We start from the raw sequence: 23937 nt of genomic DNA, 5'->3' as shown, positions 1-23937 counted from the left end.
CGGGTTGCGCCCGGGCATGGAAAAGGGGCCCCGCCGGGTTGCGGCGGGGCCCCTTTTCCGTCCGGTCGACTCGCGATGGTGCACCGATCGCAGGTCGGGCCGTGGGAGCGAAGGTCAGGCCTTCTTGGTCTCCCAGAAGATCTTGTCGATCTCGGCGATGAGCTCCAGGGCCTTCTCACCCGTCTTGGGGTCCGTGGAGGCCTTGGCGGCCGACAGGGCCTTCAGGGTGTCGTTGACCAGCTGGTGCAGCTGCGGGTACTTCTCGAAGTGCGGGGCCTTGAAGTAGTCGCTCCAGAGCACGGAGACGTGGTGCTTCGCCAGCTCGGCGCGCTGCTCCTTGATGACCGTGGCACGAGCCTGGAAGTGCGGGTCGTCGTTGGCGGCCATCTTCTCCTGGACGGCCTTCACCGACTCCGCCTCGATGCGGGCCTGGGCCGGGTCGTACACACCGCAGGGCAGGTCGCAGTGCGCGCTGACCTTGACCTTGGGGGCAAACAGGCGGGAAAGCATGGAGCATTCCTTCCTCGTGATCGTCTTCTCAGGTGGGACATTACTCCCTGCGGGACGGGTTTTCGCGAGTGCCCCCATGGGCTTAGGACAAAAGTCCAGGGTCAGACTGAGACTGGTGGAGGAACGGACCGGGGAGGTGCCGGGGATGCCGGAGCTGTCGCAGGAGACCGAGCGGGGCAGGGCCGTACTGCCCTTCGGGCCGGCCGAGGTGACGGGGCCGTCGATGGTGCCCACGCTGTACCACGGCGACCGGCTGCTGGTGCGGTACGGCGCCCGGATCAGGCCCGGCGACGTCATCGTCCTGCGCCACCCCTTCCAGCAGGACCTGCTCGTCGTCAAGCGGGCCGTCGAGCTGCGCGAGGGCGGCTGGTGGGTGCTGGGCGACAACGCCTGGGCCGGCGGCGACAGCACCGACTACGGCGTCGTACCCGAGGAACTGGTCCTCGGCCGGGTCCTGTTCCGCTACCGGCCGGCCCGGCCCGGTCAGCGCTCCCCGCTGGCCGTGCTGCGCTGGGCGCTCTCCGCGGCCAGGCCCGTCTTCGCCGACCGGTCGGCCTCCAGGCGCTTGCGGGCGCGGTAGGCGGCCACGTTGGCGCGGGTGGCGCAGCGGTCGGAGCAGTAGCGCCGGGAGCGGTTGGTGGAGGTGTCGAGGTAGGCGTTGCGGCACGGCGTCGCCTCGCACAGGCCGAGCCGGTCCACGCCGTACTCGGTGAGGTGGAAGGCGAGGCCCATCGCCGCGATGGCCGCGTAGCCCGCGGTCGCGTTCGACGGGTGGTCGGCCAGGTGCATGTGCCACAGGGGGCGGCCGTCGTCGTCCCGGTGGTCGTGCCCGGAGATCTGGGGGCTGACCGGGAACTCCAGCAGCAGGGCGTTGAGCAGGTCCACCGCGCGGGTCTCGTCGCCTTCGTCGGCGGCCTGGAACACCGCGCGCAGCCGGGCCCGTACCGAGCGGAACCGGGTCACGTCCGCGTCGGTGGCGCGGCGGGCCGCCGAGGCGTTGGCGCCGAACAGCTCGCGGACGGCCTCGACCGAGGTCAGGGTGTCCGTGCCCCGGGCCGGTTCCTCGCTGTTCACGAGCCGTACGGCGTAGTCCGAGTAATAGGCCAGTTCCACTTGTAGTCCTTACGGGCGCGCGCTATCGTCGTCGTGCGTGCGGTCGGTAACAGCCGGTCGTACCTAAAGGGTATTACGTGTGAGCTGTGACGGGGGGCCTTCGTCGGTTCCGAACCGCGCGTCCTCGACCTCGACCCCGCCCTGCTCACCATCGCCGGCGACGACCGCGTCGGCTTCGTCGAGGCCGATCTCACCGACCCGGACGTGTGGACCTCGCCCTCGGACACCCTGCTGCCGGCGCTCAGGTAGCCACCGGCCCGCGACTCGGCGCACGTCAGCGACGGCGGAGCAGCCCGGTGACCGCCCGCAGCTCCGCCACCCGCAGCGCCCGGGCCACGGCGACGAACACACCGACGAAGACGGCCCCGCCCGCGGCCAGCGCCGCGAGCGACCCCGGCACCCCGCTGCCGAGCCACCCCAGCAGCCCCGCCCCGACCGCCCCGCCGGCCACCGCCGCGACCGCCGACGCCGTGCACAGGGCGGCGTATGTGCGGCGGACCCGGGCCCCGTCCAGATCGCCGCCGAGCCGCCCGCGCAGCCGCCGCCAGGCCACCCCGACACCGACCGCGAACGCCAGGCCGTACGACGCGGCCATCCCGGCCACCGCCCAGCGGGCGGGCAGCAACCAGAAGCAGGCCGCCGAGGCGAGCGCGTTCACCGCCGCGACGACGACCGTGTTGGTGAACGGCGTCCGGGTGTCCTCGAAGGCGTAGAAGCCGCGCAGCACCACGTACTGCGCCGAGTACGGGATCAGACCGAGCCCGAAGGCCATCAGCACGTAGCCGACGCCTCGGGCGCCCTCCTGGCCCGTGCCGGAGTACAGCAGCGTCGCCAGCGGCAGGCCCAGCGCGAGGAAGGCGAAGGCGCAGGGCACCACGACCACCGCGGACGTGCGCAGCCCCGAGGACAGATCGGCGCGGACCGCGGCCAGGTCCCCGTCCTGCGCCGCCCGGGAGATCCGCGGAAGGACCGCCGTCATCACCGACACCGTCACGATCGCCTGGGGCATCTGCCACAGCAGCAGGGCGTAGTTGTACGCGGTGATGCCCGTGCCCGTGTGCCCCTGCCGCTCGGCCGCCGAGCCCGCCCAGGTGGCGAGCTGGGTGACGACGACCATGCCGGCCTGGTTGGCCAGCACGAACAGGAAGGTCCACTTGGCCAGCCGGGCCGCCCGGCCCAGCCCGTGGCCGCGCCAGTCCAGCCGCGGCCGGATCCGGAAGCCCGCCGCGCGCAGATACGGCACCATCGCGAGCGCTTGCACGGTGAGGCCGAGCAGCGTGCCGATACCGAGCAGCCGGACGCCCTCGGGGGTGACGCCGGCGGGGTCGACGTGGGACCGCGTGAACGGGCCGAACACCCAGACGAAGGCGCCGAACGACGCGATGACCACCAGGTTGTTCAGGACCGGCGTCCACATCATCGCGCCGAACCGGCCGCGGGCGTTGAGGATCTGCCCGAGCACCACATGGACACCCATGAAGAACATCGTCGGCAGGCAGTAGCGCGCGAACGCCACCGCCACCCGCTGCTGGTGGGGGTCGGCGGCGATCGACGGCGACATCGCGTGCACCAGCAGCGGCGCGCCCAGCACACAGACGCCCGTGACGGCCGCCATCAGCACCGCCACCAGCGTCAGCAGCCGGTTGGCGTAGGCCTCGCCGCCGTCCGGGTCCTCCTTCATCGCCCGCACCAGCTGCGGCACGAACACCGAGTTCAGCGCGCCGCCGCCGACCAGGACGTAGATCATCGTCGGCAGGGTGTTGGCGACCTGGTAGGTGTCGTTGAGCGTGCCGACCCCGATGGCCGTGGCCATCACGAGGGTGCGCAGGAACCCCGTGATCCGGGAGACGACGGTCCCGGCGGCCATGAGGGCGGAGGACCTCAGCAGCCCGCCCTCCGGCGAACTGCCGTGCGGCTTGTGGGTGTTCGGGGGTGCGGGGGTGGTGGTCACCGGGGTGAGGTTAGCGACCGGACGGCAGCGGGGCCGCTCCGGGTTTCCCCGGGGCGGCCCCGCTGACGGTGTGCGTCTGCTCAGAGGACCTTCGACAGGAAGGACTTCGTGCGCTCGTGCTGCGGGTTGGTCAGCACCTCGCGCGGGTGGCCGGCCTCGACCACCACGCCGCCGTCCATGAAGACCAGGCTGTCGCCGACCTCGCGGGCGAAGCCCATCTCGTGCGTCACGACGATCATCGTCATGCCGGACTCGGCGAGGTCGCGCATGACGTCCAGGACCTCACCGACCAGCTCCGGGTCGAGGGCCGAGGTCGGCTCGTCGAAGAGCATCAGCTTCGGCTCCATCGCCAGCGCCCGCGCGATCGCGACGCGCTGCTGCTGGCCGCCGGAGAGCTGCGCCGGGTAGTGGCCCTTGCGGTCGCCGAGGCCCACCCGGTCCAGCAGGCGCTGCGCGCGCTCCCGTGCCACGGCCTTCGACTCGCGCTTGACCTGGACCGGGGCCTCCATGACGTTCTCCAGAGCCGTCATGTGCGGGAAGAGGTTGAAGCGCTGGAACACCATGCCGATGTCCCGCCGCTGCGCCGCGACCTCCTTCTCCTTCAGCTCGTAGAGCTTGTCGCCCTTCTGCCGGTAGCCGACCAGGTCGCCGTCGACCCACAGCCGGCCGGCGCTGATCTTCTCCAGGTGGTTGATGCACCGCAGGAAGGTGGACTTGCCGGAACCGGACGGGCCGATCAGGCAGAACACCTCACGCGGGTTCACCTCCAGGTCGATGCCCTTGAGGATGTGCGCCAGCCCGAAGGACTTGTGCACGCCCTCGGCGCGGACCATCGGGTGGCCGCCGGCGCTCTTGGCCATGTCCTTGACGAGGTCGGTCATCGGGCCACCTCCGGGCGGCGGAAGGAACCGAACGCGCGGAGGTTCCTGCGCAGGCGCTGCAGCGGCGTCGGCGGCAGGTTGCGCGAGGAGCCACGGGCGTAACGGCGCTCCAGGTAGTACTGGCCGACGCTGAAGACGCTGGTCAGGATCAGGTACCAGATCGACGCGACGAAGTACATCTCCACGACCGCCAGCGAGGTGCTGGAGACGTCCGTGGCCCGCTTGATCAGTTCGTTGAACTGCACGGCGTACGCCAGCGACGAGGTCTTGAGCATGTTGATGTACTCGTTGCCGGTCGGCGGCACGATGACGCGCATCGCCTGCGGGAGGATCACCCGGCGCAGCGTCTGGCCCTGCGTCATGCCGAGCGCGTGCGAGGCCTCGGTCTGGCCCTCGTCGACCGACTGGATGCCCGCGCGCACGATCTCCGACATGTACGCGGCCTCGTTGAGGCCGAGACCCAGCAGCGCCGCCAGGAACGGCGTCATCACCTGGTTCATCTCGTCCTTGTAGAACCCCAGGTTGAGGATGGGGAACACGAGCGAGATGTTGTACCAGAGCAGCAGCTGGACCAGGACCGGGGTGCCGCGGAAGAACCAGACGTAGAACCAGGCCACCGTGCTGGTGACGGGGTTCGACGACATTCGCATCACGGCGAGGATCACGCCCAGGACGAGACCCAGCACCATGGCCAGCACGGAGATGTACAGCGTGTGCCAGGCGCCGGACAGGATCGTTTTGTCCGTGAGGTAGTCCGGGATGATGCTGTAGTTGATGTTGGCGTTGGAGAACGCGATCCCGATCAGCACGAGGATCGCGATGACCAGGGCGCCGGCCACCCAGCGGCCGTAGTGGCGGACCGGGATGGCCTTGATCTGCTCCGGCGGCACCGACGCCGGGGCCTTGTCGAGAGTGTCAGTCACGGTGACTGCCTTTCAGTGACGCGTCAGGCAGGTCAGGAGCCGCCGTTGATCTTCGCCTCGGTGACGCCGCCGTCCGTGACGTTCCACTTCTCCAGGATCTTCTGGTACTCGCCGTTCTTGATGATCGCGTCCAGGGCCGCCTTGAGGGCGTCGCGCAGCTGGGTGCTCTCCTTGCTGACGCCGATGCCGTACGGGCCCGCCTCGATCTGCTCGCCGACGACCTCGAAGTCCTTGCCGCCGCCGGAGGTCTTGGCGTTGTACGCCGCGACCGGGAAGTCGTTCAGGTCGGCGACCGACGCGCCCTGCTTCAGGCGGAGCAGCGCCTCGGGGTCGGTGTCGAAGGTCTGCAGCTCGATGGCCTTCTTGCCGTCCTTCTTGCACTTGTCGCTCTGCGCCTTGGCGATGCCCTCGGACGTGGTGCCCTTCTGCAGGGCGACCACCTTGCCGCACAGGTCGTCGAGGGTCTTGATGCCCTTCGGGTTGCCCTTCTGGACGAGGATCGAGGTGCCCGCGGTGAAGTAGTCGACGAAGTCGATGCCCTTGCCGACCGTCTTGCCGGTGTCGGAGTCGATGCCCTGCTGGCGGTCCTTGGTGTCGTTCATCGCCGACATGATCACGTTGAACCGGTTCGACTGCAGACCGACGATGAGCTGGTCGAACTTGCCGTTCTGGAAGTCGAACTTCACACCGAGCTGCTTGCCGAGGGCCTCCGCGATGTCCGGGTCGATGCCGGTGGCCTTGCCGCTCTGCATGAACTCGACCGGCGGGTACGCGATGTCCGAGCCCACCTTGATGACGCCGGCCTTGCGGATGTCCGCGGGGAGCTTGGAGGCCAGGGGGGCGGTGGACGAGGAGGTGTCCGAGCCGCTGTCGCTGCCGTTGTCCGTCTGGTCACCGCAGCCGGTGAGAAGCAGAGCGCCTGCGACCGCGATCGAGCCGACCGCTGCCAGCCGGGAGCGCGCTGCGGTCGTACGACGGGTGGAGCTTGCGGTCATGGTGGTTCCTCCGGCGGATGGGTGGAGTGCCGATGGTGTCTCGGCAGTGCCGATGGGTCGACGAGAACACACACCTTCGGGTGTCGCGACCTCGTGTGATTACGGCATCTTGCCATTCGGACTCGTTCATTCAGGTGACTCGCAATGTCAAAATCGGATAACGGGCCTCACCCGAACCGCACCACTCCGGTACATCGCGGCGCACCTTCTGCGGTGAACTGGGGATTCCGCCGGAAGATCTTCGGCTCGGCCGGGGGTGCGGGCGGGGCCGGCGGCCGGTGATCGATCACTTGAGTGGTCGTCGTGATCCTGTCCAGACCTTGTCCGGATCATCGGTCATGAGTGATCTCACGTCATGGCGCTGACGTGTGACCTTCACGTTATGGACTCGTCGGCGGCCCCTTCCGTCAGGTAAGAAGGTTCTTTACACCCCTCATCCGGGGCTCAGGGCGCGTGTGCGGCGCGCCCGTCGTGTGCGGTCCGTGCTCATCGCGAAACCGGGTCGCACGCGGTGCCCGCCCGCCCCTCACCAGGGGCGGTACAAACCCTCAAACCATGAACAATTAAGGGGTAAGGACAAAGTGGCAGCGGAGATCGTCAACTCTCGCAGCGAGCACAAATCGGATCAGGAGGGCGGTGCGGAGCCCCTCGATTCCTTCGATCCTGTGTTCGCCCTGCACCGTGGCGGCAAGATGGCCGTGCAGGCCACCGTGCCGGTCCGGGACAAGGACGACCTGTCCCTCGCGTACACCCCCGGCGTCGCGCGCGTGTGCACCGCGATCGCGGAACAGCCGGACCTCGTCAACGACTACACCTGGAAGTCGTCCGTCGTCGCCGTGGTGACCGACGGTACGGCCGTGCTGGGGCTCGGCGACATCGGGCCCGAGGCCTCCCTCCCCGTCATGGAGGGCAAGGCGATCCTCTTCAAGCAGTTCGGCGGCGTCGACGCCGTGCCGATCGCGCTGGCCTGCACCGACGCCGACGAGATCGTCGAGACCGTGGTGCGGCTCGCTCCCTCCTTCGGCGGCGTCAACCTGGAGGACATCTCGGCGCCCCGCTGCTTCGAGATCGAGCGCAAGCTCCAGGAGCGGCTGGACATCCCCGTCTTCCACGACGACCAGCACGGTACGGCGGTCGTGACGCTGGCCGCCCTGCGGAACGCGGCGCGGCTGAGCGGGCGGGAGATCGGGCAGCTCCGCGCCGTCATCTCCGGGGCCGGCGCCGCCGGTGTCGCCATCGCGAAGATGCTGGTCGAGGCCGGGATCGGGGACGTGGCGGTGGCCGACCGCAAGGGCATCGTGTCGGCGTCGCGGGACGATCTGACGGACGTGAAGCGGGAGCTGGCCTCCTTCACGAACAAGGCCGGCCTGACCGGGTCGCTGGAGGACGCGCTGGCCGGGGCCGACGTCTTCATCGGGGTCTCCGGTGGGACCGTGGCGGAGGCCGCGGTGGCGTCGATGGCCGAGGGCGCGTTCGTGTTCGCCATGGCCAACCCGAACCCCGAGGTGCATCCCGACGTCGCGCACAAGTACGCGGCGGTCGTGGCCACCGGGCGGTCGGACTTCCCGAACCAGATCAACAACGTGCTGGCGTTCCCGGGGATCTTCGCCGGGGCGCTTCAGGTGCGGGCCACTCGGATCACCGAGGGCATGAAGATCGCGGCGGCTGAGGCGCTGGCGTCCGTGGTCGGCGACGATCTCGCGGCCGACTACGTCATCCCCTCCCCGTTCGACGAGCGCGTCGCGCCTGCCGTCACGGCGGCGGTGGCTGCCGCGGCTCGAGCGGAGGGCGTTGCCCGGGCGTGACGCTCGGATGGCCCCGCCCGTTCGGGCGGGGCCATTTTTTTACCTGTGGGTTCGTCCGTGCGGGTGGACGGTGGGTTCTGCGGGGCGCCCCCGGCCGGCACCGGCGCCGGGTGCCTCCATGGGCGGGGTGAAGGTAGGCGTCCGCACAAGAGGGCATGTGTCACAAGGCGGGTTGGTTCCTTCCGGGGGCCGGTCAACCTATCGTCGGCTGCATGTTCGCCGTCTACGCCGCCCGAATCGACCGTGACCAGCCGCTGAACGGCCTGGAGTTGGGGGACCGCCCGGCCCCCGAGGCCCGTTCCGGCTGGAGTGTCGTCAACGTCAAGGCCGCTTCCCTCAACCACCACGACCTCTGGTCCCTGCGGGGCGTGGGCCTCCCGGAGGACCGCCTGCCGATGATCCTCGGCTGTGACGCCGCCGGCGTCGACGAGGACGGCAACGAGGTCGTCCTGCACTCCGTGATCGGCCAGAGCGGTCACGGGGTCGGGCCCAAGGAGCCCCGGTCCATCCTCACCGAGCGCTACCAGGGCACCTTCGCCGAGCAGGTCGCCGTGCCGACCTGGAACATCCTGCCCAAGCCGAAGGAGCTGTCCTTCGAGGAGGCCGCCTGTCTGCCGACCGCCTGGCTGACGGCGTACCGGATGCTGTTCACCAACGCCGGGGTGCGCCCCGGTGACTCGGTGCTGGTGCAGGGCGCCGGTGGCGGCGTCGCCACCGCCGCGATCGTGCTCGGCAAGGCGGCCGGCCTGCGGGTCTTCGCCACGAGCCGGGACGAGGCCAAGCGGAAGCGGGCGCTGGAGCTGGGCGCCGTGGAGGCGGTCGAGCCGGGGGCGCGGCTGCCGCAGCGGGTCGACGCCGTCATCGAGACCGTGGGTGCCGCGACCTGGTCGCATTCGGTGAAGTCGCTGCGGCCCGGCGGCACGCTCGTCATCTCCGGGGCCACCAGCGGTGACCGGCCGTCGCACGCGGAGCTGACCCGGATCTTCTTCCTGGAGCTGAAGGTCGTCGGCTCCACCATGGGCACCAAGGACGAGCTGGAGGACCTGCTCGCCTTCTGCGCCGCCACCGGCGTACGGCCCGTCATCGACGACGTGCTGCCGATGGACCGGGCCCGGGACGGGTTCGAGCGGATGGCGTCGGGGGAGTTGTTCGGGAAGATCGTGCTCACCAACGCCTGAGGTGAGGTGCTGAGGCGGGCCCCGGGGCGGGCCCGCCTCTTTTTCGGCCCCGTATGTCAACCGGGGTTGACGTGACGCGTCCTGTCAACGTACGTTGACATCATGACCGAGGCAACAGATCTGGCCGAGCGTGCCGGTGACCGCGACCCGCGGGTCGGGCTGCGTGCCGTCGCCGCCCTGCGGCGGCTGCTGGAGCAGCTGGAGGCGGTGCAGGTGCGCAGTGCGCGCAATCAGGGCTGGTCGTGGCAGGAGATCGCCGCCGAGCTCGGAGTGACCAGGCAGGCCGTGCACAAGAAGTACGGGAGGCGTTGATGTTCGAGCGGTTCACGAAGGACGCCCGTGCCGTCGTCAAGGGGGCGTTCGCGTACGCGGAGAGCGGCAAGGAGCAGGTGGTGGACGCCGGGCATCTGCTGCTCGCCCTGATGGACCGGGAGGCGAGCCGCGGGTCGTTCGCGCTCGCCGCGCTCGGCCTTCCCGGGCGGCGGGAGTCGGTGCGGCAGGCGCTGGAGGACGCGCGGCGGCGGGCCGGGCTGTCACAGGCCGAGGCCGATGCCCTGGCCGGGCTCGGCATCGACGTGTCGGAGATCGTGGCCCGGGTGGAGGAGGTGCACGGGGTGGGGGCGATGTCCGGCGACCGGACCGACCGGGGTTGGTGGTCCGGGCGCCGGCCCACGTTCGGCCGGGAGGCCAAGCAGGTGCTGGAGCGGTCCCTGCGCATGGCGCTCGCCCGCCGGGACAAGCACATCGGCGACGAGCATCTGCTGCTCGCCCTGACCGTGCTGCCCGGCGTGGCCGGCGAGGTCCTCGCCGACCACGGGGTGACCCATGCGTCGGTGAGCCGGGTGCTGTACAGCGGGGGAGAGGCGAAGGCCGGCTGACCGGCCCCCGCTCAGGGCCGGCGCGTGCGCAGCAGCGCGCCGATGTGGGCCGCCGCCGTCGACAGATGGCGGCGGGCGTCGCGGAGCTGGTCGGCGGTGACCCCGTGGTCGCGGGCCGCGTCGCGGATGTCGTCGCGGAAGCGGTCGAGGAGCCGGTCCAGGTCGCGGGCCGGATCACCGGTCGGGGACTCGTGCGCCCAGGCCGGGACGTATGCGGCGGGGAAGTCCTCCGGGGTCTGCGAGTACTCGGGGGACGGCGCCGGCCGGGCGGAGGCGCGGTCCCGGGTGAACTCCTTGCCGAAGTCCTTGCCGAACTCGCCGAACTCCTTGGCAAGTTCGGCCAGGCCCTCCTTCACGCCCGTCGGCCAGTCGCCGCGCGCGAAGTGGTCCTGCACCTGCTCCTGGACGCGCCGCGCTATGCGCTGCAGCTCCTCCTGGGCCTGCGCCCGGGCGCGGTCCTGTGCCTCCTTGGCCTGGCGGCGGGCCCGCTGGGCCTCCTCGCGGGCGCGGCGGCTCTCGTCCTTGGCCCGCCGGGCCTGCTCCTTCCACTCCTGCTTGACGCGCCGCATCTCCTCCTTGGCCGCGCGCCAGGACTCCTTGTCGCCGTACTCCCCGGATTCGCCCTCGCCCGGGCCGGTGCGCGCCTCGCTGGCCGCCGCGCGCATCTCGCGCCGCAGGTCGCCGGCCGCGCCGCGGACGTCCGCCCGGATCTCGGCGGCCAGTTCGGCGACCGACTCGCGGATCTCCAGCTCCAGGTCGGCCAGTTCACCGCTGCGGTCGGCCAGTTCGGCGCGGCCCGCGTCCGTGATGGAGTACACCTTCCGGCCGCCCTCGGTGGTGTGCGTGACCAGGCCCTCGGCCTCCAGCTTGGCCAGGCGCGGGTACACCGTGCCCGCCGAGGGCGCGTACAGCCCCTGGAAGCGTTCCTCCAGGAGGCGGATCACCTCGTAGCCGTGGCGCGGGGCCTCGTCCAGGAGCTTCAGCAGGTAGAGGCGGAGGCGGCCGTGGGCGAAGACGGGGGGCATGTCAGAGCACCTTCTTGTCGGTCGTGCCGTCGGCCGGGGCGTCGGGGCCCTGCGCGCCCTCATCCCGGCCGGAAACGGAATTCTCCCCCGGGGCCGTGGCTGTTCCCGCCGCGGGGCCGTCGTCCGGTGCCGCCTCCCACGGTTCGTCCTCCTGGGGCGGGCGGCGCAGCAGGGCGATCGAGCCGGAGACGGTGGTCGCCTTCAGTCGGCCGCTGCCCGTGCCGAGCCGGCCGGTGATCCGCTTGGCGCCCCACTGGCCGCCCACCCGCAGGTCCTCGAACGCGTTGGAGACCGTGCCGCTCGCCGTGTTCGCCTCCACCCGGGTGTCCGCCGGGTGCGGCAGCCGGATGGCGATCTCGCCGGAGACGCTGGTCAGGGCCACGTCGGTGGGGCCGCCCGCCGGATCCAGGTCGACGATCATCGAGCCGCTCACCGAGTCCGCCCGCACCGCGGACCCGGCGCCGTCCACCATCGTCAGGTCGCCGGAGACGGAGTTGAAGCGCAGGTCGCCGCTGAGGGCCTGGGCCTCCACGCTGCCCGAGACGGTGTCGGCGCGGACCGGGCCGCCGAGCCGTACCAGCGTGGTGTCGCCGGAGACGCCCCTGACCTCGGTGGGCGCGTCGATGCCGGAGACCACGGCCGTCGCGCTGACCACGCCGACCTCCACGCGGGTGCCCGCCGGCACCGCCAGGGAGACGACCGCGCTGCGCCGCCAGCCGTTGCGGTCGAGCCACTTCAAGAAGCCCTTCCAGGGCAGGTCCTCGTACGCCACCGTCAGGGTGCCGCCCCGGTGCGTCACCAGCAGCGGCGGCCCCTCCAGCTCGGAGACCTCCAGACGGGCCGGACCCTCGTCCGTGCCCACCACGTTGACCGTGCCGTTGACGATGCGGACGTGCAGCGCGCGCACCGGCTCGTCGAACGTGAGCTTCCTCGGCTCGGCGACGGACCACTCGGACATGGGACAGCCCTCCTCGAACGGTCGGCCGTCCCCCACCGCGGGACGCACGGCCACGACCCTCGACACGCCATATCGTGTCTGACCCCATTCACGATATATCGCGGGCCGGGGAAGTCAAGGGCGGGCCGGTCACCCGTTCCGGTGGTCCGCGCACGGCATACCCTGAGGGGGCAGGCCCGGGATGGGGCCGGTCCCGTCCGTACGCAGGAGCGAGAGTTGTACTTCACCGACCGAGGCATCGAGGAACTGGAGAAGCGGCGCGGCGAGGAGGAGGTCACCTTCGAGTGGCTCGCCGAGCAGCTGCGCACGTTCGTCGACCTGAACCCGGACTTCGAGGTGCCGGTCGAGCGGCTGGCGACCTGGCTGGCCCGGCTCGACGACGAGGACGACGAGTAGACCGTGGTCCCGTACACCCGGTGGTCCCGCAACCGGCCCGGGTATTAACCTCGTCCCACGTCAAGTGAGCGCCGTGCGGGCAGGGTTGACGAAGCGGCCCGGCGGCACCGGCTCTGCGGGGGGAGAGCGCGATGAGTCACATCCAGGACGTCGAACTGCCGGACGGCACCGTCATCACGGCCCGGATCGGCGCGGGCGAGGCCTACGACGACCAGGAGGACGTCGGCTTCACCGAGACCGCGGTCGCCAAGGTCGCCCAGCTCCAGGAGCTGATCAGCGCCGTCGGCGGCACCGTCCTCGACGCCGCCCGCTCGGCCCGGCCCGACGAGGCCGCCATCACCTTCGGGGTGGAGCTGACCGCCAAGGAGGGCCTCGCCGTCGCCGTGCTCGCGCGGGGCGAGGCCAAGGCATCCCTGCAGGTCACCCTCACCTGGCAGTTCGACCGCGGGAGCGCGGGGGAGACCGGGGGGAACGCGGCCGGGGATGAGTGAGCGCGAGGACCGGCTGTCCGAGCTCGTACGCGCCGCCACCGTCCATCTGCTGGCCGCCGGAGGCAAGGACACCCCGTTATGGGGCAGCGGCTTCTTCGTCGCGCCCGGCTGGGTGCTCACCGCCGCCCATGTGCTGCGCCCCCACCTCGCCGCCGGCCGGGACACCGTGTTCCGGGTGCGCGGCGAGGGCGTCGACGCCGAGGCCCGGCTGGCCGAGTGGCTGGTGACCGACCCGCGCAGTCCCAAGGTGCCGCTCGCCGAGGACCTGGCCCTGGTCCGGCTGACCGGCGACCCCGACCGTCACGCGCACGAGTGCGTGTGGCTCTCCGACCGGGCCGCCCGGCACTCCGGCGCCCTGAAGGCCTGCGGCTACTACCCCGGGCCGCCCGAGGCCGTCTTCCGCATGGTCGACGCCGAGATCAACGGCCACGAGGGCACGTACGGGCTGATCATCAAGCCCGACATCGACTTCCCGAACGGCATGTCCGGCGGCCCGCTGCTCGACCCGGAGACGGGAGCGGTCGTCGGGCTGATCAAGTCCCGGCGCAAGGAGAAGGACGGCGGCAAGGCCGTCGCCCTCACCGCGCTGCGCCGGTTCGGTGAGACGTACCGGACCGTGCTCGCCGCGCACGACCGCTGGCACGGCGAGGAACCCGTGTCCGAGAGCGGCGACAACTGGATCGACCTCCAGGGCGGGCCGCCGGCCGAACACACCGCCGCCTGGACACCCCGCGACCGCCGGCAGGCGCTCGCCCTGCTCGCCGAGCTGCCGCAGCCGCCCGACAGCCCCACCGTCCGCGTCGCCGCCATGGAGGCGCGCAGCCACCGCAAGTGGGCGGGCGACACCCCCGAGCTGTGGAGCTGGCGCGACGGCCACGGCCTGCTCTACGAGGGCACCCACCCGCTCGACCCGCTGGTCTTCCTGCGCTACCTCAAGCTCGTCGAGGCCCACGCACGCGCGCGTGGCGCCGACTGCACCGCCCTCGCCGACTGGATCCGGCGGCGGCTGCGCCGCGACCCCCGCCCCCACCTGCACGCCCTCGTCAGCGGCGCCGTCCTGCCCGACGAACTGCGCCCGCCCCCCGACGACGGCCCCGAACGCGTCGTGATCTCCTACCCGGGACCCGGCGAGGGCCCCGTCGTGGCGCTGCTGCTAGACCCGGTGATCGGCGCGCAGCCCGTCCGGTTCTTCTGGCAGATCTGGTACGACAGCGGCGACGGCCTGCCCGAGATCCACCGCACGGACACCTCCGTGCACGGCCACCGGCCCGACGAGCTGGTCCAGGCACTGCGCGGCCCGCTCGGCGGGCTGCTGCGCGAGGAGGACCGCAAGGGCCACCCCGTCCCCCTCGAAGTGGCCTTGCCCGCCGAACACTTCGACACCGCCGTGCACCGCTGGCTCTTCGACGACATCGCCCGGCTCAACGACCCCGGCCACCTCGGCGCCCGCCGCCGCGTGGTGCTGCGCGCCCTGGAACGCCGGGGCGAACCGGACCGCCTCTGGCTGGACCGCTGGCACGGCATGAGTGCCGTCACCCGCTTCCAGGGCTGGCGCATGCCCCCGCCGGGCGCCGTCGACGCCGTCGGCTACCGCGCCGCGGAGCGCGACCGCATCCCCGTGATGTGCCGCCCGGCCGGACAGGGCGTCGGCCGGGTCGCGATGCAGCACGCCCTGAAGGGCGGGCACGGCGTGGCGCTCTGGCACCTCGGCAGCCACCCCGACCGCGCCTGCCTGCCGGAGTGCGACACCCTCCACGCGCGCGTGGAGAAGTTCCTCGAAACGCTCGGCTCGCTCGCCGAACTCCCCGACCGGCTGCGCCGCGTACGACAGGACATCAGCGAGCAGCGCGGCGACAGCGCCTGGGCCGAACCCCTCGCGCTGCTCTACGACGACCCGCGCCGCCCGCTGCCCGACGAGGACACCGATCCCGTGGACGCACCGCTGTGAACACGCGGCCGCACCGCACCGGACCGCGGCGCCGGCAGGGCCCCGGATGGCCGAAAACCCCTGTGTACCAGGGCTGTTGTGGGTATGCTCCCAGCGGCCCGTTGCGGGCGCACGACGCCCCCGTCGGCCAGGGCGTGGACTCCCACCGACCGTCGACGAGGAGCACACCATGAGCGAGTGGTTCATCTACCAGGGCATCGGACGTCCCGATCCGGCCAGGATCGAGCAGCTGCCCGCCCCACCCCCCTGGCGCGCCTTCGACGCCCCCGCCGTCGACTACGAGGTCCCGGGGCTCGACGCCTCCACCCACCGCAGGCTCGGCGCGCGCACCGTCCCGCTCCCGGTCCAGGACCCCGACGCCCTCGAACTCGTCAACGCCGCCCTCTACCTCAGGCGCCCGCTGCTCGTCACCGGCGAGCCCGGCGTCGGCAAGTCGACCCTGGCCCACTCGGTCGCCTACGAGCTGGACCTCGGCCGCGTCCTGGAGTGGCCCGTCGTCAGCCGCAGCGAACTGCGCGACGGCCTCTACAGCTACGACGCGATCGGCCGCCTCCAGGACGCCCAGCTGCCCGGCGATGCCGGCTCACAGGACATCGGCCGGTACATCAAGCTCGGCCCGCTCGGCACCGCGCTGCTCGCCGCCGACAAACCGCGCGTGCTGCTCATCGACGAACTCGACAAGAGCGACATCGACCTGCCCAACGACCTGCTGAACGTCCTGGAGGAGGGCCGCTTCGCCATCCCCGAGCTGGAGCGCATCGCCGACCGCACCCCCGAGGTGCGGGTCCTCACCGACGACGGGCGCCGGGTCACCGTCACCGGCGGCGAGGTGCGCTGCCGCGCCTTCCCGTTCGTCGTCATGACCAGCAACCGCGAGCGCGAGTTCCCCGCCGCGCTGCTGCGCCGCTGCATCCCGCTCGACCTCAAGGCCCCCCGCGACGAGCGGCTCGCCGCCCTCGTCCAGGCCCACTTCGGCCAGGGCTCCTACGAGGACAACCGCGACCTCGTCGACCGGTTCACCCAGGCCGAGGCGGACGGCTCGCTGCGCCCCACCGACCAGCTGCTGAACGCCATCTTCCTCGCCCAGCACGCCGCCCGGGACGCGGTCCAGCGGCGCGAGGAGATCTCCGAGCTGCTGATGCAGCCCCTCGACCGGGGACCGCGGTAACCGATGGCCGCCCGCGCCCCCGGCACCCCGGCAGGCGCCGTGAGCCCCGCGCTCACGGCGCTGGTCGCGCGTATGCGGGACGCGGACATCGAACCCGGCGTCGAGGAACTCGCCGACGCGTTATGGCTCGCCCGCTGGCTGCCACCGGCACCGCAGCAGCGCACCCGGCCGCACGGCACCCCCGGCGACAACGCCCCCGGTGCCTCCGGCGGCGCCCGCGCCGTGCACCCCCACGCCCCGCACGCGCCCACCCTCCCGGCGGAGCACGGCGAGCCCGCTCAGCCCGACGGCGCCCGCCTCTTCGCGCCCGGCCCGGGCGGCGACGGCACCGGCACCCGGATGACCCCCGTCCGCGTCCCCGCGGCTCCCGCCCTGCCCGAACCCCTCGCCCTGCAACGCGGGTTACGGCCCCTCCAGCGGTACCGCGCCCCCGTCCGGCCCGTACCGCGCACCCTCGACGAGCACGCCACCGCCGAACGTGCCGCCGAGTCCCGGCTCGTGCTGCCCGTCCTGCGCACCGACCGGCGCCGCGAGGCCCGCCTGCTGCTCCTCATGGACGTCTCCACCTCCACCGTGGTGTGGCAGCAGGCCCTCGACGAACTGCGCCAGGTCTGCGCCCGCGCCGGCGCCTTCCGCGAGGTCCAGGTCCGCTACCTGCACGAGTCGCCCGGCGGCCTGCCCGGCTGCGCGGCCACGCCCGAGCCCACCGCCGCCCTCTACGCGCCGGAACAGCTCAGCGACCCCACCGGACGGCGCGTCACGCTGGTCCTCAGCGACTGCGCGGGCCCGATGTGGCGCAGCGGCCGGGTGCAGCGGCTGCTGCACCGCTGGGCGGCGACGGCGCCCGTGGCCGTCGTACAGCCGCTGCCGCAGCGCATGTGGCTGCGCACCCATCTGCCCGCCCGGCGCGGGCTGCTGCACCGGCAGGAGGGCCCCGCCGGGGCGCTGACGTTCCGGCCCGAGCGGGGAGCCGCGGAGCCCGGCGCGTCACCGGTCCCCGTCCTCGCGCTGCGCCGGGAGTCGGTGGAGGGCTGGGCGCGGCTGGTGTCCGGCGCCACGGGACAGTCGCTGGCCGCCGCGGCCGGGTGGGTGCGGGCCGACCACCCCGCCTCCACGGCGCCGGTGCGGGCCGCGCAGGAGCGCACCGCCGCCGAACGGGTCGCGGCGTTCTGGCGGCCGGCCTCCGCCGAGGCGCGCCGGCTCGCGGTCTACCTGTCGGCGGTGCCGCTGTACCTGCCGGTGATGCAGCTCGTGCAGCACGCCATGCTGGCCGGCAGCGGCCCGGACGTCCTGTCGGAGGTGCTGCTCAGCGGACTGCTGCGGCGGCGGGAGGACACCGACGACCCACGCGCCGTGCGCTACGACTTCCTGCCCGGGGTCGCCACCGAGCTGCGCGCCCGCCTCTCCCTGGACGAGGTGGAGCTGCTGTTCAAGCACTGCTCCGAGTACGTGGAACGCAAGTTCGGGCGCAGCGCCCGCAACTTCCCCGCGCTGGCCGGGGCGTTCCTGCGCGGCGCGGTCCCGCCCGACGCGGGCGCGGACCCGCTGACCGGCGCCCGCGACCGCGAGCCCGCCGGCCTGCTGGCCTTCGCCGAGGTCTCGGCCGAGGTCCTGCGCGACCTGGGCGCCCGGCTGCCGGCGGTGACGGTGGGGGCGGGGGAGAGCGCGGGGGAGCTGCTGGAGCGGGGGCGGCGGGCGTACGCGCGGTTCGACGGGGACGGACTCACCCGGGAACTGGACGCCGCCGTGGGGTACCTGCGGCAGGCGGTGGCCCTCGCGCGCACCGACGACGACCGGACGGCCGCCTGCGAGGAGCTGGCCGGCGCGCTGCTCGCCCGGTGGCGGGTGCGGCGCGTCGGGGAGGACCTCAGGGAGGCCTGGGAGGCGGTCGAGGGCGGCGCCGGCGGCCGGGCGCGCCTGCTGCGGGGCGTCCTGTGCTGGGCGCAGGCCGAGCAGGTGCAGGACAGGGGCGTGGACTTCGAGGGGCTGCCGGACCGTCTGCGGGAGTGGGCGCGGGAAGAGCCGTCGCGGGCCGGGGACCGCGCGCTGAGTGTGCTGCTGTACGTGGCCGACGACAGCCTCTCCGCCGTCGTCGACGACGCGGCCCGGCCCGGGGAGGCGACGGAGCGGGACGAAGCCGACCGCAGGACGGCCGCGCGGGCACTGGCGGACGTGCGCCGGGCCGTGGCGCGTTCGCGGCCGCCCGAGCGGACCGACGCCGCGTACTGGTACGTCCGCCACCTGGAACGGGCCGTGTCCGCGGCCGACGTCTGGCTGCGCCTGGCCGCCTCCGAGGAAGGCCTGGCCGTACGCGGACGGCTCTGGCTCGACCTGGCCCGGCACCACCACGACGAGGACGCCCGGGCCGCCGCCGACGAGGCCGCCGCCAACGCCGCCGAGGACCTCATGGCGGCCGTCCGCGACGAGAGCGCCTTGCCCGGCGCCGACCGCTCCCGGATCTGGCTCGACGTGGCCGAGGCCGTCGAGATCCAGATGCCGCCCCGTGACGACGGCCGGGAGCGGCGCGCCCTGGTGTACGCCGTCGAGCAGGCCCTGCAGGCGGCGGGCGACGACGCGGAGCTGAGGGTCCGGTGCCTCGTGTGGGCCGCCTCCCTCTACGGCGAGCGCTACCAGAGGACCGCCGACCCGGCCCAGCTCGACCGCGCCGTGGACTCCTGGGAGGAGGCCGCGGGCCTGGTCGGCGAGGACGACCCCGACCGGCCGGTCCTGCTCGGCTCGCTCGGGCTGGTGCTGGCCGTCCGGCACCGTGTGAGCGGAGACGCCGAGGACGCCGCCAGGAGCTTCGAGTACCTGCGCCAGGCCGTCGACACGACCCCGCCGGACGACCCCGACCTGCCGGAGCGGCGCCACACCCTGGCGGACGCCTACTCCCGGCGCTACGCGCGGACCGGCGTGCTGACCGACCTGTACGAGGCCGACTGGCTGCTCGCCGAGGCCGTGCGCGGCGCCGAGGACCCCGTCTCCCTCGCACAGTGCTGGACCAGCCGCGGCGCCGTCCACCGGCAGCTGTACGAACGCACGGAAGCGATCGCCGACCTGCACCGGGCGATCGACTGCTGCACCCGCGGTGTCGAGTACGGCGAGGAGGCCGACCACGCCGAGTCGGTGGCCGCGGCCCTCCTGGAACGCGGCCGCGCCCGGGAGCTGCAGGGCAGGCCCAGGACGGCCCGCTCCGACTACGTCCTCGCCCTGCGCACGACCCGTGACCCGGATCTCGCGGCGGTCCTCCGCAAACGCATCTCCCGCCTGTCCTCCGAAACGGCCGACGAGTGACTCTCCCCACCGACGACACCCCCATACCCCTCCCGGAGCTGGCCCCGCCCGACCACACCGACCACCCGGTTTTGGCCGCGATCCTCGCCGAACTCCGCTCCCGGGAGGGAGAGTTCCCCGTCGTCGCCCACTACGAAGACGCACCATGACGAGCCACCCGCGCTGGCCGTACGCCGTGCTGGACACCACCGCCCACGAACCGGTCCCGTTCCGCCAGTTCGTGCTGAAGGTGCACGGCCGCTGCAACCTGGACTGCACCTACTGCTACCTCTACCAGGGGCCCGACCACGGCTGGCGGGACCGCCCGGCCCGCGCCTCGGACCGCACCGTGCGCCGCACGGCCGACCGCATCGCCGAGCACGTCCGCGCCCACGGCCTCGACGCCGTCCGCATCGAACTGCACGGCGGCGAACCCCTCCTCACCGGCCCCGGCCCGGTCCTCGCCTACGCCGACGCCGTACGCCGCGCCGTCCCCGCCGGCTGCCGGGTCACCGCCACCGTGCAGACCAACGGCACCCTCCTGACCGACGCCACCCTCGACCGGCTCGCCGCCGCCGGGCTGCGCGTCGGGCTCAGCCTCGACGGCGGCCGGGCCGCGCACAACGCCCGCCGCACCGACCACGCCGGACGCCCCGCCTGGCCCGCCGCACACGCCGCGGCCCGGCGGCTCGCGGCCCGGCCGCAGACGTACGCCGGGATCCTGTGCACGATCGACCTGGCCGCCGACCCCCTCGACGTCTACCGCTCCCTGCTGGAGCTGCGGCCGCCCGGCACCGACTTCCTCCTGCCACACGCCAACTGGGGCAGCCCGCCCCCGGGCACCGACGGCCTGCCCCCGGGTCGCCACCGGCCCCGCCCCACGCCCTACGGCGACTGGCTCGCCGCCGTCTTCGACGCCTGGTGGGACGAGGGCCGGCTCGGCATGCGCGTCCGGCTCTTCCAGGAGATCGCCGGTCTGCTCCTCGGCGCGCCCAGCCGCGCCGAGGCGGTCGGGCTGTCGCCGCTGGCCGCCGTCGTCGTCGAGACCGACGGCAGCATCGAACAGGTCGACGCGCTGCGGTCGGCGTACCCGGGCGCCTCCGAGACGGGGCTCGACGTCTTCCGGCACTCCTTCGACGAGGCCCTGCGCCACCCCGGCGTCGCCGCCCGGCAGCTGGGCGAGCGGGCCCTGGCCGAGGAGTGCCTGAACTGCCCCGTGGGGAGGGTGTGCGGGGGCGGGAACTACGTGCACCGGTACGCTCCCGGGACCGGGTTCCGGCATCCGTCCGTCTACTGCGCCGACCTGGAGAAGCTCGTCCGGCACATAGCCCACCGCCTGCAGCGGACCACCGGACCGTCCCGGCGACCGGAACAATGCTCAACTCGATGTCTCTAGAGTCGATTTGACGCACAATTGAATGGCCTGTGCACACTCGTGACCGGGCTCAGTCGAGGGGAACGGCGAGATGGCGGCAGAACTCGGACACGTCACGGTGGTCTTCGCCGGGCAGAGCGAGTCCTGGGCCAAGTGGATCGACCACCAGATCCGGGCCGCGGGACGGGGCACCACGCTGGTCAGGTGGAACCCGCTGCGGCGCCCGCCGACCGCCGAGGCGTTCACCGAGCTGCTGGGCGCGCCGGGCCGCGTCCTGCTCGTCATCGACGACTGGCACGAGCGCCTGGGCAGCGAGCGCTTCGAGGCCTGGGCCGCCGCCCTGCGCCGGGTGCTGCCCGTCTACCAGGACCGCATCGCCGCCGTCAGCATCACCGCCCGGCCCATGCCCGCGGCGGCCATCCCGCTGGCCCCCGTCGAACTGCGCGGTCTGCGCCCCGAGGTGGCGCGCGGCCGCGTCCTGGAGTGCGCGGGCATCGCCGCCCCCGGCACCCTGATCGACCTGCGCCGCGGCCCCCGCTTCCCCGACGACCCGCCGGACGTCTGGCAGGTCCCGCGCCGCAACCGCCGCTTCATCGGCCGCACCGAACTGCTGGAGAAGGTCTACGGCGCCTTCTCCGCCGCCGGGACCGACGGCGCCGCCGTGGCCCTGCTCGGCCCCGGCGGCTTCGGCAAGACCCAGCTGGCCCTGGAGTACGTCCACCGGTTCGCCGGCGAGTACGACATCGTGTGGTGGGTCAACGCGGCCCAGCGCGTCACCGCCCGCCAGCAGTTCGCCGACCTCGCGCCCGCCCTGGACCTGCGGGACGCCGGTGACCTCGCCGCCACAATCACGGCCGTACGCCGGGAACTGGACCGCACCTCCCGGCCCTGGCTGCTCGTGCTGGACGGCGCCGGCGACCCCGACCGGCTCGTCGACCTGCTGCCCGAGGGGTGCGGCCACGTCCTCGTCACCACGCACCGCAGCGAGTGGGGCGCCCACGCCGAGAACATCGCCGTACCGGCCTTCGAACGCGGCGAGAGCGTCGCCTTCCTGCAGCGCCGCACGGAACGCCTCGACGGCACCCGGGCCGCCCGCCTCGCCGAGGCCGTGGAGGACATGCCGCTGCTGCTCGACCAGACGGCCGCCTGGCTGGACATCAACCCCACCGTGCCGGTCGACGACTACATCCGGGACATCCGCGACGGCCGCCCCGACCGCTTCGGCGTGATGCCCTCCGGCCACTACCCGGAGAGCTTCGAGGTCGCCTGGGCCAAGCTCGTCAACACCCTGCGCGAGGGCTCCGAGTCCGCCTGGCAGCTGCTCAACCTGCTCGTCTGCTTCTCCCACGACGTGGTGCCGATACGGCTGCTGCAGAGCGCCCGGCACGGCGACCTGCCGCCCGAGCTGGCCGAACTGATCGCCGAGCCCAGCAGCTGGAACACCGCCCTGCGCCGGCTGTCCGAGATCACCTCCATGCGGATCGAGTACGAACCCGGCCCCCGCCTGGACACCCAGACCGTCGGCACCCTGCGGATGCACCGCCTCTTCCACCGCTTCGTCCGCTCCATCCAGTCGCCCGCGGACGCCGCCCGCTACTCCGCCGCCGCCCGCAAGGTCCTCGTCTCGGCCGACCCGCGCGACTCCTCCTCCGCCGGCAACTGGGCCCGCTACGCGGCGCTCATCCCGCACCTGGAGCCCTCCGGCGCCCTGGAGTCCACCGACGACGACGCCCGCGAACTCGTCCTGAACTGCATCGAGTACCTGCGGATGCGCGGCGAGTACCACGACGGCTGGTGGCTCAGCCGCGAGGCCGTGGAGCGCTGGCGGGTCACCTCCGGCGACACCGACCGCTCGGTCCTCGTCGCCGTCCACCAGCTCGCCAACATGCTCCGCCGCCTCGGCCGGTACGAGGAGGCGGAGGCCGTCGGCCGGCAGATCCTCGGCCGGCTGACGCGGCACGCCGACGCGGTCCGCCCGATCGAGGTGATCCGCGCCAAGGACGGCCTCGGCGGCACCCTCATGGCGCTCGGCCGCTACGACGAGGCCCGCGCCCTGTTCGAGGAGGCCGCCGCGACCGCCGCCGCCGAGCTGGGCGGCGAACACGTGCCCCGCACCCTCGCCATCCGCAGCAACCTCGCCGTCGCCCTCGGTCTCCAGGGGCACTACGCCGAGTCCCTCGCCCTGCACCGCAGCGTCTTCGAGGCCCGCGTGGACGTCCTCGGCGGCCGTGACGCCCTCACCCTGAACTCCGCGCTGCGCACCGCCTGGATGCTGCGCCTGCTCGGCAACTACCGCGAGGCGCTCGCCATCCAGGGCCACAACTCCCGCGTCCACAGCCAGGTCCTGGACCGCACCCACAGCCAGACCCTGCTCGCCGAGCACAACCTCGCCCTGTGCGCCCGTCGCGTCGGGGACCTGCAGTTCGCGCACGCCATGCTGCGCGGGGTCCGCGAGAAGCTGATCCGCCGGCGCGGCCCGCTGCACCCGGAGACGCTGATGGTGTCGTGCGACTACGCGATGCTGCTGCGCGAGATGGGCCAGACCGGCGAGGCCCGCGACCTGGCCGAGGCCACCGCCACCCACTACGCCGCCCAGCTCGGCGACCGCCACCCGTACGCGATCGGCGCCCGGGACAACGTCGCCACCATCCTGCGCGACTTGGGCGAGCACCGGGCCGCGCTGGAGCTGTCCCGGCGGACCGCGCGGCAGATGCGCAAGGCGGTGGGCCGGGACCATCCGTGGACGCTCGGCTGCGCCAAGAACGAGGTCGCCGCGCTCGCCGCCGTCGGCGATGTCGCCGCCGCGGCGGCCGTGGGCCGGGAGACCGCCGACCGCTCCGCCCGGGTCCTGGGCGACACCCACATCCTCACCATCAGCCTGCGCGCGGGCCTCGCCCTGGACCTGGCCGAGCTGGGCGAACGCGAGGAGGCGGAGGCCCTGCACGAGGACACGGTCACCCGGCTCACCGCGCTCCTCGGCGCCGACCACCCGCACACCCGGAGCATCCTGCAGCGGCACCGCCCCTACTGGGACTTCGAGCCCCAGCCCATCTGACCGGCCGCCGTCCA

General features: G+C 73.0%; 21 protein-coding genes. 13 read left to right on the top strand and 8 right to left on the bottom strand.

Features of this window, described 5'->3' with window-relative positions:
• Window positions 1–114 precede the first annotated feature (114 nt).
• Entirely contained in the window at window positions 115–510 is a 396-nt protein-coding gene (sodN, locus tag IE308_RS17040) for a superoxide dismutase, Ni (RefSeq protein WP_110630477.1), read from the bottom strand.
• Between the two features lie 145 nt (window positions 511–655).
• On the opposite strand from sodN, the gene sodX reads away from it, so the two are divergent.
• Window positions 656–1090, top strand: a complete 435-nt coding sequence (gene sodX / locus IE308_RS17035) for a nickel-type superoxide dismutase maturation protease (protein WP_110637098.1) — start codon at window positions 656–658, stop codon at window positions 1088–1090.
• Here sodX and IE308_RS17030 read toward each other — a convergent pair.
• The 5 genes from IE308_RS17030 to IE308_RS17010 form a co-directional block, all read right to left on the bottom strand.
• Window positions 994–1623, bottom strand: a complete 630-nt coding sequence (locus IE308_RS17030; protein WP_110630479.1) for a CGNR zinc finger domain-containing protein — start codon at window positions 1621–1623, stop codon at window positions 994–996. The two genes, sodX and IE308_RS17030, sit on opposite strands and share 97 nt — an antisense overlap.
• Window positions 1624–1897: 274 nt before the next feature.
• Window positions 1898–3574 carry a murein biosynthesis integral membrane protein MurJ gene (gene murJ / locus IE308_RS17025; RefSeq protein WP_373314510.1) on the bottom strand — a complete coding sequence of 559 codons (1677 nt, stop codon included), beginning with the start codon at window positions 3572–3574 and terminating at the stop codon, window positions 1898–1900.
• Window positions 3575–3654: 80 nt separating this feature from the next.
• Window positions 3655–4455: an amino acid ABC transporter ATP-binding protein gene (locus IE308_RS17020; protein ID WP_308440110.1), complete on the bottom strand. Its 801-nt coding sequence runs from the start codon at window positions 4453–4455 to the stop codon at window positions 3655–3657.
• Complete coding sequence (locus tag IE308_RS17015; RefSeq protein WP_190218597.1) at window positions 4452–5378, bottom strand: amino acid ABC transporter permease; 927 nt, start codon at window positions 5376–5378, stop codon at window positions 4452–4454. Before IE308_RS17015 ends, IE308_RS17020 begins: the two co-directional genes overlap by 4 nt.
• A gap of 32 nt (window positions 5379–5410) precedes the next feature.
• Window positions 5411–6373: an ABC transporter substrate-binding protein gene (locus tag IE308_RS17010; RefSeq protein ID WP_190218596.1), complete on the bottom strand. Its 963-nt coding sequence runs from the start codon at window positions 6371–6373 to the stop codon at window positions 5411–5413.
• Between the two features lie 581 nt (window positions 6374–6954).
• Between IE308_RS17010 and IE308_RS17005 the strand changes: the two genes are divergently transcribed.
• From IE308_RS17005 to IE308_RS16990, 4 genes are all read left to right on the top strand, one after another.
• Entirely contained in the window at window positions 6955–8178 is a 1224-nt protein-coding gene (locus IE308_RS17005) for an NAD(P)-dependent malic enzyme (protein ID WP_110630487.1), read from the top strand.
• Between the two features lie 212 nt (window positions 8179–8390).
• Entirely contained in the window at window positions 8391–9356 is a 966-nt protein-coding gene (locus IE308_RS17000) for a zinc-binding dehydrogenase (RefSeq protein WP_110630489.1), read from the top strand.
• 102 nt (window positions 9357–9458) lie between these two features.
• Window positions 9459–9668 carry an HTH domain-containing protein gene (locus IE308_RS16995; RefSeq protein ID WP_110630491.1) on the top strand — a complete coding sequence of 70 codons (210 nt, stop codon included), beginning with the start codon at window positions 9459–9461 and terminating at the stop codon, window positions 9666–9668.
• A complete protein-coding gene (locus IE308_RS16990; RefSeq protein ID WP_190218595.1) occupies window positions 9668–10234 on the top strand; it encodes a Clp protease N-terminal domain-containing protein in 567 nt (188 codons plus the stop codon). Before IE308_RS16995 ends, IE308_RS16990 begins: the two co-directional genes overlap by 1 nt.
• 11 nt (window positions 10235–10245) lie before the next feature.
• On the opposite strand, the gene IE308_RS16985 is transcribed toward IE308_RS16990, so the two are convergent.
• Both IE308_RS16985 and IE308_RS16980 read right to left on the bottom strand, forming a co-directional pair.
• On the bottom strand, window positions 10246–11259 hold the full coding sequence (locus IE308_RS16985) for a PadR family transcriptional regulator (protein WP_110630495.1): 1014 nt from the start codon (window positions 11257–11259) through the stop codon (window positions 10246–10248).
• A 1-nt stretch (window position 11260) separates the two neighbouring features.
• Entirely contained in the window at window positions 11261–12217 is a 957-nt protein-coding gene (locus tag IE308_RS16980; RefSeq protein ID WP_110630497.1) for a DUF4097 family beta strand repeat-containing protein, read from the bottom strand.
• 216 nt (window positions 12218–12433) lie between these two features.
• Between IE308_RS16980 and IE308_RS16975 the strand changes: the two genes are divergently transcribed.
• From IE308_RS16975 to fxsT, 8 genes are all read left to right on the top strand, one after another.
• The gene (locus IE308_RS16975; RefSeq protein WP_003992906.1) at window positions 12434–12613 is read left to right on the top strand and encodes a DUF6104 family protein; all 180 of its coding nucleotides are present in this window, start codon (window positions 12434–12436) and stop codon (window positions 12611–12613) included.
• A 131-nt stretch (window positions 12614–12744) separates the two neighbouring features.
• Window positions 12745–13104 carry a CU044_2847 family protein gene (locus tag IE308_RS16970; RefSeq protein WP_110630499.1) on the top strand — a complete coding sequence of 120 codons (360 nt, stop codon included), beginning with the start codon at window positions 12745–12747 and terminating at the stop codon, window positions 13102–13104.
• Window positions 13097–15052 carry a VMAP-C domain-containing protein gene (locus tag IE308_RS16965; protein ID WP_190218594.1) on the top strand — a complete coding sequence of 652 codons (1956 nt, stop codon included), beginning with the start codon at window positions 13097–13099 and terminating at the stop codon, window positions 15050–15052. Before IE308_RS16970 ends, IE308_RS16965 begins: the two co-directional genes overlap by 8 nt.
• A gap of 169 nt (window positions 15053–15221) precedes the next feature.
• Window positions 15222–16220: an AAA family ATPase gene (locus IE308_RS16960; RefSeq protein ID WP_110630506.1), complete on the top strand. Its 999-nt coding sequence runs from the start codon at window positions 15222–15224 to the stop codon at window positions 16218–16220.
• Between the two features lie 3 nt (window positions 16221–16223).
• Window positions 16224–19514, top strand: a complete 3291-nt coding sequence (locus IE308_RS16955; RefSeq protein WP_190218593.1) for an SAV_2336 N-terminal domain-related protein — start codon at window positions 16224–16226, stop codon at window positions 19512–19514.
• Window positions 19511–19663 carry a hypothetical protein gene (locus tag IE308_RS16950; RefSeq protein WP_162655607.1) on the top strand — a complete coding sequence of 51 codons (153 nt, stop codon included), beginning with the start codon at window positions 19511–19513 and terminating at the stop codon, window positions 19661–19663. Before IE308_RS16955 ends, IE308_RS16950 begins: the two co-directional genes overlap by 4 nt.
• The gene (locus IE308_RS16945; protein ID WP_190218592.1) at window positions 19660–20889 is read left to right on the top strand and encodes an FxsB family cyclophane-forming radical SAM/SPASM peptide maturase; all 1230 of its coding nucleotides are present in this window, start codon (window positions 19660–19662) and stop codon (window positions 20887–20889) included. The genes IE308_RS16950 and IE308_RS16945 overlap by 4 nt, the downstream gene beginning before the upstream one ends.
• A 70-nt stretch (window positions 20890–20959) precedes the next feature.
• Window positions 20960–23923 carry an FxSxx-COOH system tetratricopeptide repeat protein gene (gene fxsT, locus IE308_RS16940; protein WP_190218591.1) on the top strand — a complete coding sequence of 988 codons (2964 nt, stop codon included), beginning with the start codon at window positions 20960–20962 and terminating at the stop codon, window positions 23921–23923.
• The last annotated feature ends 14 nt before the right edge of the window (window positions 23924–23937 follow it).

It is taken from the genome of Streptomyces griseosporeus (assembly GCF_014656055.1).
GTDB lineage: Bacteria > Actinomycetota > Actinomycetes > Streptomycetales > Streptomycetaceae > Streptomyces > Streptomyces griseosporeus.
The sequence above is the reverse complement of the archived record's forward strand: the minus strand, read 5'-3'. Positions and strand labels throughout refer to the sequence as shown.